The 19,276-nt window shown below is 42.6% G+C and carries 15 protein-coding genes; 7 read left to right on the top strand and 8 right to left on the bottom strand.

All coding sequences use genetic code 11. The features are described from left to right. Nucleotides 1-68: 68 nt before the first annotated feature. On the bottom strand, nucleotides 69-1,889 hold the full coding sequence (locus tag OCU74_RS03195) for an RICIN domain-containing protein (RefSeq protein WP_200807687.1): 1,821 nt from the start codon (nucleotides 1,887-1,889) through the stop codon (nucleotides 69-71). A 1,022-nt stretch (nucleotides 1,890-2,911) separates the two neighbouring features. Between OCU74_RS03195 and OCU74_RS03190 the strand changes: the two genes are divergently transcribed. Next, nucleotides 2,912-5,248: a glycoside hydrolase family 9 protein gene (locus OCU74_RS03190; protein WP_200807686.1), complete on the top strand. Its 2,337-nt coding sequence runs from the start codon at nucleotides 2,912-2,914 to the stop codon at nucleotides 5,246-5,248. Between the two features lie 161 nt (nucleotides 5,249-5,409). Here OCU74_RS03190 and OCU74_RS03185 read toward each other — a convergent pair whose 3' ends face one another. Beyond that, nucleotides 5,410-7,062 carry a sensor domain-containing diguanylate cyclase gene (locus tag OCU74_RS03185; protein WP_087480219.1) on the bottom strand — a complete coding sequence of 551 codons (1,653 nt, stop codon included), beginning with the start codon at nucleotides 7,060-7,062 and terminating at the stop codon, nucleotides 5,410-5,412. Between the two features lie 279 nt (nucleotides 7,063-7,341). Further along, the gene (locus OCU74_RS03180) at nucleotides 7,342-7,650 is read right to left on the bottom strand and encodes a hypothetical protein (protein WP_087480217.1); all 309 of its coding nucleotides are present in this window, start codon (nucleotides 7,648-7,650) and stop codon (nucleotides 7,342-7,344) included. 239 nt (nucleotides 7,651-7,889) lie between these two features. Here OCU74_RS03180 and OCU74_RS03175 point away from each other — a divergent pair, with 239 nt between their 5' ends. Continuing rightward, entirely contained in the window at nucleotides 7,890-8,528 is a 639-nt protein-coding gene (locus tag OCU74_RS03175; protein ID WP_200807685.1) for a VOC family protein, read from the top strand. 60 nt (nucleotides 8,529-8,588) lie between these two features. On the opposite strand, the gene OCU74_RS03170 is transcribed toward OCU74_RS03175, so the two are convergent. Next, nucleotides 8,589-9,068, bottom strand: coding sequence for a hypothetical protein (locus tag OCU74_RS03170; protein ID WP_087480216.1), 480 nt, complete (start codon nucleotides 9,066-9,068; stop codon nucleotides 8,589-8,591). 514 nt (nucleotides 9,069-9,582) lie between these two features. Between OCU74_RS03170 and OCU74_RS03165 the strand changes: the two genes are divergently transcribed. Both OCU74_RS03165 and OCU74_RS03160 read left to right on the top strand, forming a co-directional pair. Further along, on the top strand, nucleotides 9,583-10,788 hold the full coding sequence (locus OCU74_RS03165) for an MFS transporter (protein WP_087480215.1): 1,206 nt from the start codon (nucleotides 9,583-9,585) through the stop codon (nucleotides 10,786-10,788). A 175-nt stretch (nucleotides 10,789-10,963) separates the two neighbouring features. Further along, nucleotides 10,964-11,323, top strand: coding sequence for a cyclophilin-like fold protein (locus OCU74_RS03160; protein WP_087480214.1), 360 nt, complete (start codon nucleotides 10,964-10,966; stop codon nucleotides 11,321-11,323). Between the two features lie 61 nt (nucleotides 11,324-11,384). Here the strand turns inward: OCU74_RS03160 and OCU74_RS03155 are convergent, their stop codons facing one another. Further along, a complete protein-coding gene (locus OCU74_RS03155) occupies nucleotides 11,385-12,317 on the bottom strand; it encodes a LysR family transcriptional regulator (RefSeq protein ID WP_087480213.1) in 933 nt (310 codons plus the stop codon). 101 nt (nucleotides 12,318-12,418) lie between these two features. On the opposite strand from OCU74_RS03155, the gene OCU74_RS03150 reads away from it, so the two are divergent. After that, the gene (locus OCU74_RS03150; RefSeq protein WP_087480212.1) at nucleotides 12,419-13,342 is read left to right on the top strand and encodes a DMT family transporter; all 924 of its coding nucleotides are present in this window, start codon (nucleotides 12,419-12,421) and stop codon (nucleotides 13,340-13,342) included. Here OCU74_RS03150 and OCU74_RS03145 read toward each other — a convergent pair. Beyond that, nucleotides 13,328-14,158 carry a TSUP family transporter gene (locus tag OCU74_RS03145; protein WP_087480211.1) on the bottom strand — a complete coding sequence of 277 codons (831 nt, stop codon included), beginning with the start codon at nucleotides 14,156-14,158 and terminating at the stop codon, nucleotides 13,328-13,330. The genes OCU74_RS03150 and OCU74_RS03145 overlap by 15 nt on opposite strands. A gap of 169 nt (nucleotides 14,159-14,327) precedes the next feature. Between OCU74_RS03145 and OCU74_RS03140 the strand changes: the two genes are divergently transcribed. Continuing rightward, entirely contained in the window at nucleotides 14,328-15,245 is a 918-nt protein-coding gene (locus OCU74_RS03140; RefSeq protein ID WP_087480210.1) for a LysR family transcriptional regulator, read from the top strand. A 97-nt stretch (nucleotides 15,246-15,342) separates the two neighbouring features. Here the strand turns inward: OCU74_RS03140 and OCU74_RS03135 are convergent, their stop codons facing one another. Continuing rightward, complete coding sequence (locus tag OCU74_RS03135; protein WP_200807684.1) at nucleotides 15,343-17,313, bottom strand: LTA synthase family protein; 1,971 nt, start codon at nucleotides 17,311-17,313, stop codon at nucleotides 15,343-15,345. Between the two features lie 409 nt (nucleotides 17,314-17,722). Then, entirely contained in the window at nucleotides 17,723-18,175 is a 453-nt protein-coding gene (locus OCU74_RS03130) for an HPP family protein (protein WP_087480208.1), read from the bottom strand. A gap of 385 nt (nucleotides 18,176-18,560) precedes the next feature. Here OCU74_RS03130 and acuR point away from each other — a divergent pair, with 385 nt between their 5' ends. Then, entirely contained in the window at nucleotides 18,561-19,202 is a 642-nt protein-coding gene (gene acuR / locus OCU74_RS03125; RefSeq protein WP_234993560.1) for an acrylate utilization transcriptional regulator AcuR, read from the top strand. The last annotated feature ends 74 nt before the right edge of the window (nucleotides 19,203-19,276 follow it).

Raw genomic sequence — 19,276 nt, 5'->3', positions numbered from 1 at the left:
ACAAAAAACAATCCGGATATCAACGATACCCGGATTAAACAGCATATCATACAGTTGTGACGCTTAGCTTATTTTGATTCAAACGAACCTAAATCAGGCGCTCTGCCATTGTAATCGAGACCAACATCTGTCCCTGCATCAATTAGTTTACTACCTGATTTTAGATGGAAGAACTTAACAACAGGTAAGCTACCATCACTTTGACGGTCTGCCAGTAGATCATTGATGTTGACACTTGAGAAGTCAGACGATGAAAACGAAATACCGTTCTGCCAGCTATTGTTGCTGATGCTGGTTGAACTGGCACCAAATTTATCGCTCTTACCGCTATCCAGAGAGATACTGTTTTTGACAGTCAGCTTTTTCAGTTGACGTGAGCTGCCATCGCCTAAACCAAAGTTTCGATCATTACCAAAAGCAATCGCATTGTAGATTGTGACGGTTCCCCGATTACTGTTTTGGTCATAACCATCCGCGGTATTACCAGCAGAAATAGTATTAATATAAAGACCGTTATGGGCTAAATCTTTGCCATCACTACCGCCAGTTTTAAAGCCGTTACCATCACCAGCCCCTTTCACACCATTCTTCTGATAACCATTTCTAATCATCCAAGTGTATTCCAGGGTTGTGGTAATGGAGCTACCGTTATCACGTAGGTAACCATCAAAACCATCATCCAGATTGTTCCATGCCCGACAACCATAGAAGTAGTTTCCGGTTCCCACAGTTAGCTTCGCAGCAAACCCATCCGCGTTCTCGAGTGTTGAGTCCGCATTGTAGTAAGAATCAGAGTTCTTGATGAAGTTGTAAGCGGCCCCGCTACTGATTTGCAGACCGGTATCTGAGTTCTCATAAAACTTCATGAACTCGATGGTATTGTGTGACCCTGTCAGGTACATACCATTATCACCCGCTTTTTTGATATCGAAGCCATATAGGTGCCAATAGTTCGCATTCAGCTGGAAACCGCGGTTTGAGCTTTTTTCTGACATTGCAGAGAAATCAAAAACAGGCCGTGCATCACCTGGGTAAGCACTCAGCACAATCGCTTTCGACGAGCTACCACTATGTTGGATCTTTATTGTCTCTGAAGGATAGTATGTGCCTCCTCGAATATAGATAACATCCCCAGCACTTGCATCGTCGATAGCAGCAAGTAAACCAGCCAGAGTGGAAACAACCGTTGCATTAGAATTAACATGCTTAATAAACGAAGGATAACCATTCGTTAATGGTTCAGTGTTTGCTCCCGCACTCCTGGCTGCAGCAGCGGTAGGAGCAGCCGAAGAACTTGAAATATCAGCAGATGAAGAGCTGCCAGAACCTGAACCTGAAGAACCACAGGTTCTTGTCACAGGCTCAAGCCACCAACGTTGAGAACTGCCACCCGCATCTTTGTTTTGATAAATATCAGCCCCTTCCGCGGAACCGGCGACGGTCAGCAGCAACGCCGAATTAGCATTGATAATCTTATAAGTTCCCTGATAAGTACCGGATGTAATCTGAACCAGTTGCCACTCCTGACTTAACGAGCTGCTGTAGGGCTTTTGTTGAACAGTAGCGCCGTTACTTTTTGAGCCGCCTTCCACTGTTGCAGCATAAGACGTATTGGAAGCCTGAATCGCCCAATAGCCATTGCTTTGCTGATTCAATATAAATCGTTGAGAGTCACTACCAGTATTTTTTTGGGATACTACATTGGCTTTTTTGGCAGTTGATTCCGCTGCTACTAGCTTATCAACCCCAGCACTGACAATTTTATACACAATCCCACTTACTGGTTGATCCGTACAGTAATCTGCTGCATATATCTGTCCGCTGATCATCATAGAGCCCATCACACCAGCAAGCAAAATATGCTTATTTCTAACATTGTAAACTTTCACAGTTATGGTTCCTTTTCAGTTAACACATGATGTAAAGCTTTCGGTATGTCCATCAGTAACGACAACAAAACTGCCTGCTACTGATGCAGACTAATATCTCAAAATCATTTCCCATTGAGATAATAAGCACATAAGAACCAGATGATCAACAAAAATGAAATAGCGTTTTACTTTTAACTTTAAAAATATAGAAATTGTCACATATTTATTATATCTAATATGTCACCAAGATAATTACAGCATGATTTTTTGAAGAGTATCTCACTTTTGTAAAATAATTTAAGGTAGCTAGTCTATTAAATATTCGCAAGAATACTGACTAATAGAAATAACTTAAGACTTAAAACCTCCTATAGAAAATCAGAATATTATTTATATTTCAACAAGTTACAGGCAAGATAAATATCAATGATATATTTCAATAAATTAAAAAACACCAACCAATAAAAACCTAACTTAGAGTGAAGCCAGGCAGACTTTCAGTATGTCAAATTACTCTATAATCTAAAAATATTGCCACAGTCAATAGTTTTGTATCGCAACAGATCATGAACAAATGTATTTTGAAAATTTATAAAACATTAAAAACTTAAGACAATAAACACAGCCTAAACAAGTTAATCATTTTTATATCGATGTGTAAAAATGAGGTTAACAAATCAGATATTTCTAATTGTAGGAATTGTTGTTGTAGGCTTTACTATCTTGTGTATCATCTCATGAAATCCACAATTTAAAGTGACATTAATAGTGACACTATCAAGGTCTGCTAAGGCAGATACATAGTTAGACCTCCCTTCGGTGATTGCAGAAGCAACCTTACCCAAATGTATTTTTATTGATATTAGAGATAATCAAGATATTTATATATTGAACCTTGTTCATAAATATCAAAAATTCATCTTGAACAGGTTGAGCTAAAATAATTCATTGTATCTGATTTAAAATTGTTTCAAATATTAAGAACAATTATTAACTGACAAAGTTATGTTTACAGTAGCATTGATATATTAGAGGCTTAGATGAAAAAAACTCAACTAACTATATTAGCTGCAATTATTTGCAGCCTGATTGGTGTGAATGAAAGCTATGCAGCACAAAATTCACCAGATCTGAAAAGCATACAGAATCTAGAAAATTCAGTAGAAAACATTCTGGTTAATGGTGACTTTCAGGGAGGAGACAGTGGCTGGTGGGTAGATGGAGGCACCTTCAGTACTCAGAAACAGATGGGATGTATCACATTCACCGATGGCGGGGAAAATCTGTGGGATGTTACTTTAGGTCAGGCGAACCTGAAATTACTTAAAGATGAGACTTATACCCTGCAATTTAATGCGATGTCCCAAAATGCAGCCAGTCTGAAAGCTGTTATTCAGCACGATGGTCAGCCCTACACCAACTATCTGGATCAGATGCTGTCCCTAAATAACACCGTTCAGTCATTTGAATTTCAGATTAAACCGTCTGCCGATGATAAAAAAGTACAGTTGGCTTTTCAAATCGGGAAACAACAGCCGAATACCGTGTGTCTGAGTGATGTCGCCTTATATGGTCCGAAACACGAAGAAGAAGATTTGCGCTCAGCAGTGCGCCTCAATCAGGTAGGCTATCTGTTGAATGCAAAAAAACGGGCAACCATTCATACGGAAACTCAGACACCGTTACAATGGCATTTGTTAGATGCTCAGGGAGTGACCATTGCAGAAGGTAACACCATCCCCTTCGGTCTTAACAGTGCTTCGGGAGAACAGGTTCAGATTGCTGATTTCAGTCAGGTACAAACCCCGAAAGAACACCTCATCCTTGAAGTAGACGGCCAGAAAAGTCATCCGTTTAATATCAGTCATGATATTTACCAGACGATGAAATATGATGCTTTGTCTTTCTTCTACCAGCAGCGCAGCGGGATTGATATTGAAGATGCCTATGTTCAGCGCGCTGATTTAGCCCGCCCCGCAGGTCATCCACAGGAAATCGTAACCTGTTTTAACCAAACCGATGCTAAGGGAAATGACTGGCCGGGATGTGATTTTTCTCTGGATGTAACCGGAGGCTGGTATGACGCCGGCGACCACGGAAAATATGTGGTAAATGGCGGAATTTCCGTCTGGACGCTGATGAATTATTACGAACGTGAGAATCTCTACAAAACCAATCATATCAGTGCATTTTCTGACGGAATGGTTCAGATCCCAGAGCAGTCTAACCAATACAACGATTTACTTGATGAAGCCAAATGGATGATGGACTTTATGCTGGCAATGCAAGTACCGGCACATAAAAAAGTATCGGTGCCTGTCGGCGATCAGTCAGGTCATCTGTATGATTTAAAACTGACAGAAATCGATGCCGGCGGCATGGTTTTCCATAAAATTGCCGATGCAGCATGGACAGGTGTTCCTCTTCCTCCTTATGAAGATCCCCAACCCCGCTTTCTGAGTTATCCAAGTACTGCGGCAACACTGAATCTGGCTGCCACAGCGGCACAATGTGCCCGTATCTGGCGTCCGCTGAATCCCACTTATGCAGACAAATGTTTATCGGCAGCTGAAAGCGCATGGCTGGCAGCAAATGCTCACAAAGATGTGTATGCATACGATAACTTTAACGGCTCTGGCCCTTACGGTGATACGAATCTGGGGGATGAATTCTACTGGGCAGCCGCTGAATTGTTTGTCACAACAGGTAAAGACGAATACAAAACAGCAATTGAACAATCGCCTTATTACTTAACCACTCCAACAACAAGCAGTGATCTGTCATGGGCAGAGATGGGCAGTGCCGGCACGGTTTCGTTAGCACTCGTACCGAATAAACTTGATAAAAGTACCATAGAGAAAGCCCGCTCAAATCTTCTCAAGACAGCGGATGCCTATGAAGCCAGTGTTAAGACGCAGGGGTATTTAATTCCTTATCAGGAAAATCAATACCCATGGGGTTCAAACTCTAATCTGATGAACCGCAGTATCTTCCTCGGGCTTGCTTTTGACTGGACAAGGACACAAAAATATTTACAGGCTATGTCTGATTCGATGGATTATATTTTAGGACGTAACCCAATGGATCATTCTTATGTTTCAGGGTACGGCACTAATCCGCTGATGAATCCTCACCATCGGTTCTGGGGACATTCTGGAAATCCTGCTCTGCCCATTGTCCCACCGGGTGTCATCTCAGGCGGACCAAATTCAATTGACTTCAGTGATCCGGTTGCAACCAAGTTGAAAGGAAATTGTACCGGGCAAACCTGTTGGATTGATGATATCGGTGCCTGGACGATGAATGAAGTTACAGTGAACTGGAATGCGCCTTTCTTCTGGGTGGCCAGTTTCCTGGATGAGCATGCATCCTGGTAAAGAGCCATCTCTTCGATAGGTTTATTTTCAGGATAAATATGTAGCTCTTAACGTGACTGCTGATGTATAGAGGTCGCAGAACCACTATACATCAGCTCACTTAAAACAATAACCAGAGGAAAGACTACCTGCGGATAATTTTTTATTTGTCATAACTCTCATCAATAGGAAGCCTCTACTCTGTTCCTTCCCTTATCTTTAGCACTGTACAGCGCCTTATCTGCCCGACTGAGTACCTGATCCATCGTTTCATCACCCGACGTTTCTGCAAGTCCGATACTGATAGTTGAGGGAAAAGAATCAATGCAGGGAATTGAATTTCTCTCAATACGGCTGCGCATGTGTTCTGCTATGGAATAAGCTCCGGAAATATCGGTATCAATAAATAAGATGAGAAATTCTTCTCCTCCCCAGCGAAAAATATAATCAGTCTCCCGGCATATTTCTTTAAACATGTTTGCTGCATTTTTGATAACAGAATCACCACATTCATGCCCAAATGTATCATTAATCTTTTTAAAATTATCTAAATCCAACATAGCTACTGTTAGCTTATTATCATTTCTGCTTAATCGTTTTAATTCTAATGAAAAAATTTCCACACCTTTTCTTCGGTTAAAAAGATGAGTCATAGGATCAGAATTTGCCAACGATTGTATTTTTTTATAATTTAATGCATTTTGTATTAATAATGCAATTTGTTCACCAAGTGTATAACAGAATTTATTATCTAATGTGTATACTCTCTGATGTCCATTAGAATAAATCATCGTTATCGCACCAATAATATCTCCTGATATTTTAAGAGGAATAGCAACCATTTGCGTTGCACCCTTTAATTGACACTCGATCGCAATTTCTCTATTAGGGTATTGTTCAATGTCAATTCTTAGCACTTTATCTTTTTGTACAGCTTTTCCTGACATTCCTTCTCCTAATTTGATCGTCTTACTCAATTTTTGGATAGGAAGTTCTAGATCATTAAAGTCATATACAACTGAATGAGAATATTCACTTTCCCCTTCATTTCTTAAAAAAATTGCAGCTGTCCCCACACCAAATGATAGCCTCAATACCTTTTCGATAGCAGGATACAGTTCTGATAACTCCAGATTTTTAGCGGCATCATTAATGAAATCAAGAAAATATTTAAATTTATTTTTTTCCAGAAGTAATTCATTCTCTTTTTCTCTATTTATACAGTTAAAAACACCGATTAGATAAAACAGATTAAATACAATCAAAAATAAAAATGATAGCGTAGTTACAATGTTTTTATCAAATAAAGAGCTGACATCCCCAACACCATCAAACGTAGATAGTATTCTATAGACATAAAATACAGATGCAAATATGTAAGCATAGTATAATTCTTTTATTTTTATACTATTCTTTTTGTAAAGGATTATTATCGCATATAGATACAATCCAAGTAGTATAGATGATATAGAAATAATCCTAGCCGTTGTATTAAAATCCACATAGGTAAAATACAAGAATGAAGCCGCATAAACTAAACTTATGAAAAATATAAACTTCTTCTTTAAAACATTATAACCAAAATCAATGAGAATAGATGTATATATCTGAAAATAAAACCCCAGCAACAATATATAATTAGATAAAATTATAGAAAAAAATGAAGACAACAACTGTTGCATAACCAGAAGTGCACATCCAGTAAAGACCATCACAGAGGATATTCGCCACCCGATTGAAACAGTTCGATTAACACGAGCTGAAGTAATGAAAGTGAAAATAACATTAATACTCATGATTATGACTAATGTTTCAAGCAGTGTCAGATTATCCATTATCTACAACCCATACATGATCAGATCATCTATATCAAAAATAGCAGAATCACAGTTCTTCAGAGCCAAGCCTGATGAATTTTGATACACATCAAAATTTATAAAAAACGGTGCTATTTTACTGGAATCAGGGAACCTGATAGATAAATGAAACATAAAAGATAACGACTCAGATATGAGCAAAACAATACCGCCTTTCACAACTGTCATCTCTGGGTTTATAACATATCGACACACTGACAACTCAAACCAGAACTATCCAGTCTCGTCGAATGATAATTACGGCCAGGCACGTTTTTTACCTCCGCCATTGGCTTTAATCAGTTCAATCGCTTTCTTCGACTTATCTTCAAGAGAGCGCAGACTCCGGGTTACCGTTTCCTGAAACTCAGCTTTGCTCTGCCCAAACTGCTCCGGAGGTGTTGAAGGAGTTTGTAGCCGATGAACCATTTGAACCAATTGCTTGTTTTGCGCTTCAAGTGATTTTACCTTTGAAGTCAGCTCCCGCAACATGCCATTCTGCTCTTGGATCTTGGATTCAATATTGTTGAAGGCCTGAAGTATTTGCCCAATGTTTTGATCTGTCATCAAGATATCCAAATGAACTCACATGATTAAAGTGTAGGCGAAACTTTTAGATTTACAGGCAAAGAAGACCCATTTGCACCGAAGGATGTGAAAAGGATCAGCTTGCTGTTGTGTCTACTCAGACTAGTTGACCTTTCCCTGTTGCATATTCACAATCATACGAGCCTGAATTAACGTTGATCGTTTAGCAAATCGGTAAACCGTCGATGGATTCTAAAGTCATGAGATTCAATTCCTTCATGGAAAAGGAAAAAGAGGAGAAACAGAGCATGTTTGAAATAGATCATCTTATGATTGAGGTGGATAATCCTGCAGATGTTGCAAATCAAGTTGCCGAAAGACTCGGATTACCCCTTGCGTGGCCTTTGGTAGAGAAAGATGAATACATCTCCGTTGGTGTAAACTTTGGAGACATTAACCTTGAATTCATAAATTTCAAGGTCCGTTTTGGGATTCAGGGAACTGCATTTGAAGGATTTAGTGGTATAGCCTTTAAAGTAGACGATTCTTTAGAACAGAGTATCGAGAAACTGAACATCTCTGAACTTAAGCACCGTATCGGGGAAACGACACCAGCATACACAACGATCCCCATAGAAGAAGATCTGATCTTTCCAACCTTCTTTCTGGTGAAATATCACTTTGAAACCAGTGGCTGGACAAATCGTCTGAAGAAAGAGTTTTCCGACTATCGAGGGGGAAAGTTCCATATCGGACCGTTCAAGTCCCTATCTATCAACTATGACATCCCTGACCATTTAGCCAATCAATTTCCAATATATTCCGGTAATAAAAATCAACTCATTTTTGAATCACGTACCGGAAAAAGTACCGTTATTTCTGATTTGATTGACCACTTGGAAATTGTTATCAGTTGACAAATACATTCAACAGATTGGCGTTAATCGTAAGAGCGAATAATTGAGCATATAACAACCCTATTGCTTGAGCAGCATCTCCCAGGCCTGTTCATTCAACATATGGTTTTCAAAGCGCTGTTTCTGTAACCGCTCTTTCAGAGTGAGTCTGACTGCTTCCCGATCGATATAAGATTCAATAGAGGCGGAGGCATTTAACGTACTCCCTGATACTGGTGAGCTGAGCTCATGATTAACCAGTTCAACTCTGGCTGTATACGCTTTACGGGCCAGCGGCGCAAGATTAGCTTCAGCATCAGGATTCACCCGCCAGTATCGGTTGCCTGTGTCATCTTTATCCCGTATCAATAAGGGCAATGACGGCATATCCGTCAGCAGAGCCTGATAACCATTGATTAACTGCTCCTGAAAAACCTGAAACAGCATTCTGGCTGGTATGACCGATTTTAAATCTGATTCACACAAAGATAGAAAATCACCTTCAACCTGACCAAACTCATAAGCCATCAGATGATCGATTTGAATTATGCTATAGCCCATGAACGTTGTTATTCTCTGCCTTGGAATGTATGCATATCATACCGTGTTCAGAGGGAAGGCGAAGATATGAAGAAAGGTGAAGAAAGAAAATGTGACTTTACTTCCATACTTATCTTCTCCTATACAGAAAAGTGAAAATTCTGTCAGGGATAACTCCGGAACATGTCAAATTATCGGTATTGATGAATAAAATTCATAACTGTTAGTGTTTTATTGTTCTTGTTTCAGGAGCTTTAGTTTATAAACTAGGCATGTTGTTTACTGTGAATGCTGCAATGCAGTAATTTCCGCTCAAGACAGTAATAGCGAACACTAGAATCTTAACTATATAATTGATTTTTTTAATTTAATCCAAACGTAAAATATCTGATTCAACACCTTTCTGACACTCAGATTGCTTTCAACAGACGACTTTTATATCAGCGTATTGGCTTTTTGTTATGACATGAAATGCCATTTCGACTTCGTTGCAATCATTACTTCATTGAATTGATAAACTCAGGAATGACCGTTTATGAAGTCTACAAGAGACATTGTTTCCTTTCTCGGCAGTAGCTTATCACTGGTAATTATATTTACTGCCTCTGCTACCCCAATTCCTCTCTACGGGACTTATCGCTCAGTCGATGGTCTGACTTATGGTGATCTATCGTTAAGCGCTGTGGTTTATTTTGCCGGAGCATTGATATCTCTGCTTCTGTTTGGGCGGTTATCGAATTTCTGGGGCAGAAAAATGGTCTCAATGCTCAGCTTGCTGATCGCCGCCATTGGATGTATTACACTCATATTCGTCCACGATCCAATGCCTCTGCTAACCGGACGATTCATGCAGGGTCTATCCTGCGGTCTGGCTTCTACGGCTATTGCAGCCTGGATTGTTGACAGCTCTTCCGGTGTAGCGAAATGGCTTGCACCGGCAGTCATCAGTTGCGGACCGATGACCGGGCTGACTTTTGGTGGTATTGGCTCTGGAACGCTGGTCGAATATGGCCCTTATCCCCGGATATTACCTTATATCGCGGTTCTGGCGCTACTGGTGATCTGTATTCTGATCATTACCAAAGGACGGGAAACGATGACTCGCCAGCCCGGAGTGCTCAAATCGATCCTTCCTCGCTTGGCGTTACCGCCATCGGCACGTCAAGCCTACCCCGCCGCAGCCTGTACATTTGTCTGTACCTGGGCTGTCGGTGGTTTTTTTCAGGCCTTTGGTCCGGCAATGGCTCATGAACAGCTTCATTCATCCAGTGCGGTTGCAGCCGCTCTGGTCTTTGCTTCAATTATGGCACCCAGCGTTCTGGGAGCATCAATTGCCAGCAGGTTTCGTCCGGTTCAGGCCCAGATTTTCGGTATGCTGATGTTCACAGCTTCATTAGGAGGCTTGCTACTTTCGCTCAAATTCGGCGTTCTGGTTATTTTTCTGATAACCAGTGCACTGGCAGGGCTGGCACAGGGAATTGTCCTGACCGGAAGTATCCAGTCAATGGTTTCCGATCTGGCACCGGAAGAAAGGGCAAATGTACTGTCCGTCGTTTACGCAACATCCTATACCGGAGCTGCAATTCCAACCCTGATTGCCGGGCAACTGTCACAGGTATTCAGTCTGTTACAGGTTGCCTGTGCTTATGGCATTCTGGCTGCTGTCGGATGTCTGTTTGTGCTGATATCAGTGCGACTCAGAATACAGTCGCAAAACCGTGCCATACTGGTTAATAAATGATTTCACGCTACATTTTATAAGAATGATGATATTTACAGGGAATCCAGACATGACAGAACATGTCTGTGATTCTCTTTCTCAAACGGAAGCTTTGTGGGATATTCAGTCCTGTATCGAAGAAGCCAGAATATAATCCAGTCATCATTTTCTTCAGCTTCACCACAAGGAATAAATAATGAAAATTAGTATTGATATTGAAAGCACAACCATCACAGCAACACTGTTAGATAACAGTGCCGCAGCACGAGACTTTGCAGAACTGCTTCCCCTGACCCTGACCTTAACGGATTACGCATCGATTGAAAAAATCAGCGATCTGCCCAAACGCCTTTCAACTCAGGGAGAACCTTCAGGTACCGCAGCTAAAGCTGGTGATCTGACTTATTACGCGCCGTGGGGAAATCTCGCGATTTTTACTGAAAACTTCCATCGAGCCAGCGGATTGGTAAAACTGGGTTCAATGGAAAATACCGGTATCGAATTGATGCGTAAATCAGGTCCGCTGAAAGTAACTATCAGATCATTTGAAGGTTAACGGCTCAGGGCAGTTAGCTCATTCAGGGAAGAATAGGTGTGTGAACCATTAACACCCGCGCCTACTCAGTCTGAACACCTGAATCGGATATGAATCTCGTTCTGATATATTCAACAAAAACTTTAATCTGGTTGGGAATAAATCTGGACTGAGCATACTGCGCAATAATTTTTCCCTGATAGTTTCCTCTGATCTTCCAGTCCGGCAGGACTTCAACAACCTGCCGGGATCGCAGATAAGGAGTTATCATGAATTCAGGAAAAATCGAAATGCCGAGTCCCTGCAAAACAGCTTCGCGCCTGATTTCACTGTGATTTACAGCAAACGGGCCACTGACACTCACAACCGATTTATCTTGAGCACGACTGAATTCCCAGAAACGATCCCGGGGATTTTCCCCCAGATACAGACAACTGTGATCACGTAAATCTTCCGGATGTCCGGGCATTCCATACTTTTCGAGATAATCCGGGCTGGCGCATACGATTAGCCGACAATTCCCTAGTGTTCTGGCGACTAATCCTTCCACCGGACTATCGGTAATCTGAATTAATACATCCACTTCATCACTAATCGGATCAATATAATGGTCGGCAACTTTGAGTTGTAGAGAAACGCGGGGATAATCACGAATAAAATCCAACACAATCGGTGTCAGTAATGTTTTCGCCAAAGCTTTCGGGGCTGCAATACGCAAAGAGCCGGAAACATCATCACGATCTGCCTGAGCTGCATGGACGGCCATCTGGGCTGATGTCAGCATCTCACGACAAAAGCTGAAAACTTCCTGCCCGGTCAGACTCAGTCGCATCTGCCGGGTTGTTCTTTCCAGTAATTTCTCCTGCAATGCATTCTCTAACCGGCTGACTGAACGGCTCACAGAAGAAGGTGCAATGCCAAGCTTATGTGCAGCTTTAGAAAAACTTCCGGACTCAACAACATTGACGAAAATCGCCATCTCAGAAAGCAATGGAATGAGCTTATTTGTGTCCATGACGCAATTATCCTATGCATAACCACCATATTGTTCCACTTAAGTTACTGACAGATACTCATGACGTCAATTGAGATGAACAAACATCGCGGAGTAATAACATGCTAACCATTACCCGGCCATTGCGAAAAAAAACGCTGGAATTCCCGTTTACAGAAATATTGCTACTGCTGGTCGCACTCTGCTGGGGAACAAGTTACGGACTGACCCAGAGTGCTCTGCTTTATAGCGCAGTGTTGCCATTCATCGCGGTTCGTTTTTCTATGACGACACTGTGTTTGCTTCCTGTGGTCATCAGAGACTTTCGCCGGGGAATGAATCGGGACTGGAAAGTATCCATCCCGACCGGACTGGTTCTGTCCGCGATCTTTTTCTGCGAAGTTTTTGGTGTCTTCTATACCTCAGCTGCTAAAGCTGCCTTCCTGATCAGTCTGACAGTCGTACTCACTGCCATTGCTGAAGCCGGGATCAACAAACAGCGAGTCAGCCGTGTTTTAGTAATGCTGACCGTGTGTAGTGTTTTAGGTGTCCTGCTGCTGACCGGTTATCAGGGAGTCAGTTTTTCATTCAACTCAGGAGATTACCTGATTCTCAGTGCAGCCATACTGCGGGCATTGATGACCACGCTCACCAGACAACTGACCAAAGGAAAAATTATCACCACCGCAACGCTGACAGCATTACAGTCCGGAATCGTTGCACTGATGGCAATAGTCACATCCTTACTATCTATGCCGGTTTCAGCGCTGAAATTACCGACAGAGCCTGAATTCTGGCTGACAGTGGTCTATCTGGTTTTATGCTGTACTTTATTCGCGTTCTACGTTCAAAATGACGCGCTACGCAAAATATCCCCGACACGAGTGGCACTGCTCATGGGAAGTGAACCTTTATTTGGCGCCCTCTTTGCCATTTTCTGGCTACAGGAATCTCTGTCATGGTCACAATGGCTCGGTGGCATAATGATACTGTTCAGCGTCATCATGACATCTGTAAAGGGAAATCAGACATCAGCTCAGACCTGAAAAGTGTATGAATGCAGTCCACAGACCCGATAAAGAATCGGCTGAAACCTGCTCATAAACCAGTTTGCAGGTCATCAGTAAAGTGACAGAGATAAACACCGGCCGGACAATTCTATCGCCATTACTGATCACGATTTTACTACCGATAATCGCTCCGAAAACCTGCCCGAACCCCATCACGATCCCGGCCATATAATCAACATACCCAAAACTGATGAACAGGCAGAGAGAGACAGCATTTCCGGTCAGATTAAGAGGTTTTGTCATCACAGATGCCTGCTTTATCGTCAGCCCAAGCAATGTAATAAAAGCAATGATCCAGATCGAACCAGTACCCGGGCCGAAAAAACCATTATAGAAACCGATCACAACACCGCAGAGCAACATAAAACTGTATCGGCTGATTCTGGGTTCAGAGACGACAGATTGCTTCAGTCGCCCGGAAAAAACCGAATAGATTGAGATCGCAACCATCAGTACCGGAATCAACATCTCCAGTAATGATTTATCAATCCAACGCACCGTATAAGATCCCAGTACAGCGCCACCAGCAGTGAAAGTCACGCCCAGCATTAATCCTGTCATCTGGATCTGTCGGTAGCGCCAGAAAGTCAGAAATGCCGTTGTCTCGCCGATCACAGCCTGAAAACGGTTGGTACCTAAAGCCATCACCGGCGACATTCCGCCCAGAAGCAATGCCGGTACAGTCAGCAGACCGCCACCACCGGCAATCGAGTCAATAACTCCTGCAACCATTGCGACAACAAATAACCACAGATACAGATGATCAGACAGATTCCAAAGCAATTCATTCATACAACTCATACTCTCTATACCCAGGTTTTGGGCTCACATGCATTTAAAACACCTCAAGAACAGAAATGTTGTAAGCCCTGAACCTTGAGGAGACCTGAAAATATAAGTAACATCATTGATCATGAAGAAAAATTAACGCTTTCCTATTCATATATTAAGGTAAAACTTTATGCTGAATTCACAGGAAATCGAGTTTTTTGTTATGGTTGCATCCAGTTCATCTCTGGCTGCTGCCGCCCGAAAACTCAATGTCACACCCCCAAGTGTTTCACAACGATTGCAGTATCTGGAAAGAAAACTGGATGTAAAGCTGGTCGAACGAAGCCCCCGGAGGATTGCATTAACTGCTGAAGGGGAAGTTCTGGCTGAAAAAGGCAAACAACTCATACTTGAACTGGAATCCATTCAGGAGCAGGTTCTGCATCGTAAACAGAAAATTTCGGGTAGGGTAAAGGTTGTTGCACCACTGGGGTTCGGAGTAAAAATTGTCGCACCGCTCATGGCAGAATTCCAGAGTCTCTACCCACAGATTTCAATCGATTTAGAACTATCAGATACGCCACGATGGAATCATCATGATAGTCCCGATGTCATGATTTATATCGGAGAACTGAAAGATTCGTCATTAACGCGAATCCGGTTAGCCAGAAACAGACGCTTCCTGCTTGCATCTCCTGAATATCTGCAAGATGCACCACCGCTAACCATACCGCAGGATCTGGAACATCATCACTGCATCGTTTTACGGGAAAACAATGAAGATGTGACGATGTGGAAATTTCAGCAATCATCTTCAGGAGAAACAACTCATATCCGAATCAATCCGCTCTTTTCCAGTAATGTGGGGCAGGTAACCAAAAGCTGGGCACTCGAAGGATGTGGGATCATTCAACGTTCCGAATGGGATGTCGTCCATGAACTGGCTCAGGAAAAACTCCGGGTATTACTGCCGGAATATACACTGCCAGATGCGGATATCGTTGCTCTGGTCTCGGTGGAAAGAAAAAGAAGAAGCAAAAAAATCAATACGTTTATCGATTTTCTGAAAGAACATATCTCTGAAGACCAGTTCAGAGTTGAGCTGTAGATTCACACAGACTTAAATCCAGATCTGGTTCTGACACAGAAATACCAAACGGGGCTCTGTTGTAACAGAGCCCCGAAGCAATCAGAAAAACCGAATCCTACTGGTAATGATCCTGAGCCTGATAGTAATTGTCTTTGAAAGCCAGACTTCCCCACATCGCATAAGCATGGGCTCTATCGACAATCTGCTCACTGACCGGATGATCCGTTAAGGTATCATTCTTCGGATCATACTCGTAAGTTGTAATCCCCTGCTCAGGACGGATCACAACAACCTGATTATCGGCAGTCATCCAGCCAAAGTTCTTATCACGCTGCATCAATGCCCGCTGTTTATCTGCCGGTACTTCTTTCGTCATATCATTCCCGACCATAGGATTGATACTATTGATACCAGCCAGAGACAGCAAGGTCGGCGGCAAATCGATCTGACTCACCAAACGATCATCTTTTCTGGGTTCAATGCCTCCGCCAAAGATAATTGCCGGGATTTTAAAATGACCGATAGGAACCGGTAAGTTACCGCTGGTACGGGCATCATGGTCAGCAACCACAACAAATATGGTGTCATTCCAGTAAGCCGACTGTCTGGCTTTTTTCACAAATTCCCCCAAAGCATAGTCAGCGTACTTCACTGCATTTTCAAGGGTATTTTTCGGCTGGTTATACAGTTCAAACGGTCTATCCGGGAATTCAAACGGCGTATGGTTTGAAGATGAGAAAACCAGGCTGAAAAACGGCTTATTCTGAGCATCTAACCGGGTAAACTGTTGGTCTGCTTTTTTATACAGATCGCTATCGGAAGCACCCCACGACCCCACAAATTCAGGAGACTCAAATGTCGGAAAATCCTGCATATCAACAAAGCCGTTACCGAGGAAAAAGCTCTTCATATTATCAAAGTGGCTCTCACCACCATAAATAAACTGAGTGTGGTAACCGCGCTTTTTCAACAGATCAGCAATAGTGAAGAAGTTAGTCTGGCTTTTACCCAGTTTAACAACCGCACGAGCCGGTGTCGGGGTAAACCCGGTTGTGACAGCTTCGATTCCACGTACCGAACGGGTTCCCGTCGCATACATCCGGGTAAAAGCCCACCCTTCGTTGATCAGACGATCCAGATTCGGCGAAGCATCAATTCCTCCCAGACTTTTCACAAACTGAGCACCATGACTTTCTAACAGCAGAATAACAATATTCTTAGGTTTTCCCTGATACTGAGCCTGATGACGAGCTAATGTCGGCATACTCGTTTCGGTAGAAGATTCCATGACAAAATCTTTAGGATCAACATTCATCGAATCTTTCACTTCTTCGATAATTTTTTCTTTTGCCATTTTAGGGTAAAACTGAAAAGCACTCGCTTCAGAGCCCATCTGTTTTGCAGCAAAAATCACCGAGTAAGAAGAGTTCAGAGCGAAATCGTTCATCAGTGGATCACTGGAAAAAGCCACCATTGCCGGATTCATCGGGCGGTGTTCAAAACTCGATCTTGCCCCCATCACACCCAAAGCAACAGCCACAACTGCAATCACCGGACGCCAGTACCAGCGGGGAAACGAAAGATTGGTAACCAGCTTTTCAGACCAGCGCCAGCCAATAAAAACCGTCAGTACAGAAGTCACCAGACCGATAAAGAGTTCCAGTTTGTATCCGGTCCAGAGCATACCGAAGACTTCTTTCGGGTAAATCAGGTACTCGACAAACAGTCGGTTAGGACGAAGATCATACTCCTGAATAAACGGGACGGTTGCCACTTCCATGTACACAACCAACCATAACCCAGCGGTAATCCAAATACGCAGAATCACATGCCAGAAACGTCCGATAACGTGGTCACCTGAAAAAATGGATGAAAGCAGTGCAGGTAAAACCAATAAATAGCAGACCGATGCGACATCAACCCGTAACCCGCCCCAGAAGATATTCACCCATCCATGAGTATCGTTCACACGTTCAATCTGCCATAGAGAAAGACCAAACCGGGATAAAGTAAAAAGGATGATAAAAACAATTGCAGCACTAATAATTGGATATAAAGGACCAAGCAGGGCTTTTATTCTATACAATGTAAACTTCCTCAAAGATATATTCGCTTTGTCGTTTGGCGGCAACTGATAACAATAAATATGCATATAACAATACAAATCAGTTAGTTAACAACCAAACCCAAACACCTTGTTCTTATTCGACCAAAAAATCAGAAATAAATTCAGTCAGTACTTCCTAATCCATACAACGAAACCCTCAGGTTTGATCCGGAGACAAAGCCGACATTGGCGACACAGCACCCACTTAACGTACAGATAACTTTTAAATATAGAATAGCCTTCTGAAAACACAAATATATTATCAGAATATGTGATCGATTTTCGCAGTAGCATCACGATGACTCAAGTCACTGTTTTTATTTTGATAATTCTCACTACAACTGGATTATTGAAATAATTCGGGAGGACATCGACTGGCCGGGTTCAGTCACACATACCGGTATTTTTCACGGCACCATCGGACGATCCGGCCAAACAGGACAATCACACAAACACCGATCAATATCGGAGTAATCATAAACTGCCAGTCCTGACCGGTGAGCATGATAATCAGTGGATTTCCGCCAGCCGGCGGATGCATCGTCTGAGTGATGAGCATCGCCGCAAGTGATATGCCGACGGATACAGCAAGAGAAGTTGGTGTCACCCCAAAAAATTTCAGGGTAACCAAGCCGATAAAAGCCGTCAGTAAATGACCAAGAATCACATTCTTTGGCTGAGCCATCGGATTATAAGGAGCACCGAATACCAGAACCGTTGTCGCCCCGAATGGTGCAATCACCCACATACAATCTTCATCCATAGTATTTATCCAGACCAGGATACTAATCGTCGCGGTTGCCCCCAATCCGGCTATCAGAGGAAATATCAGTTTTTCCATTGCTCCTCAGTCACCAGAATCACCTGATGGTGTTACACAGTAAATGATGCAGAAGCCCACACCCTTATTATTGATATAGACATAAATAGCTCATCAGGGGAATTTAGGTGACAGAAATGTGATAAGCCCACGCTTCAACACCATTCTGTTTCCGGTGTTTACCAACGTAACCGGCGTTAGTTCATCAAAGTTCAGCAAGCAGCAAACAACGCGATTGCAATCTCCGGTTTAGAATACAATCGTTAGTATTCTTATAACCATGCAACCCGCCCATTTATCTCATGATCATTTTTGCCTGTGTCGCATTTTACGTTATGCTCTCACGAGGATCGGAAGAACAGAGACTTCAGGCTTATTTGGTTTACTTCAACAGTTCAGAGGCATTGTGGTACAGGAACAAAAAGAAAAACGTGGCCGTGGCCGCCCGCCCAAAATAAAACGGGGGTACGGTGACACCCGGGATGAGCTTATCCGTAGCGGACTGGCACTTATTACTCAGAACGGATTTATGTCAGCCGGAATTGATTCGATCGTGAAAAGTGTTCAGGTTCCCAAAGGGTCGTTTTACCATTATTTTCAGAACAAAGAAGCATTCGGTCATGCGGTATTAGAATCCTATGGCTGCTATTTCGCCAGGAAACTGGATAAACATCTGCAAAATGAAACACTTTCTCCACTGTCCCGTATCGAAAGCTTTGTCACCGATGCCAAAGCCGGAATGGCAAGATATGATTTCAAACGCGGCTGTCTGGTCGGAAATATGATGCAGGAAGTTCCTCAGCTTTCTGAAGAATTCTCCCAGCATTTACAATCGATTCTGATGGACTGGCAGACCCGGCTGGCAAACTGTCTGAGTCAGGCAAAGACAAGTGGTGAAATTCCGGACACCGCCGATGAACAACAGCTAGCCGTCATTTTCTGGTCTGGCTGGGAAGGTGCCGTTATGCGTTCAAAGCTCTTTCAGAGCGTAAAACCTTTGGATGAATTCTGGACCTATTTTCAGTCAACTATCTGTATTCGAAAATAATCTGTGTCGGGAAATGATCAGTATCGGGAAATAATCTGAGCTAAAACTGTCGGGTCAAAAGGTAGTCTATTCGT

The sequence above is a fragment of the Vibrio mangrovi genome, from assembly GCF_024346955.1.
GTDB lineage: Bacteria > Pseudomonadota > Gammaproteobacteria > Enterobacterales > Vibrionaceae > Vibrio > Vibrio mangrovi.
Note: the sequence above shows the minus strand (reverse complement) of the source record. Positions and strands in the feature narration are given on the sequence as shown.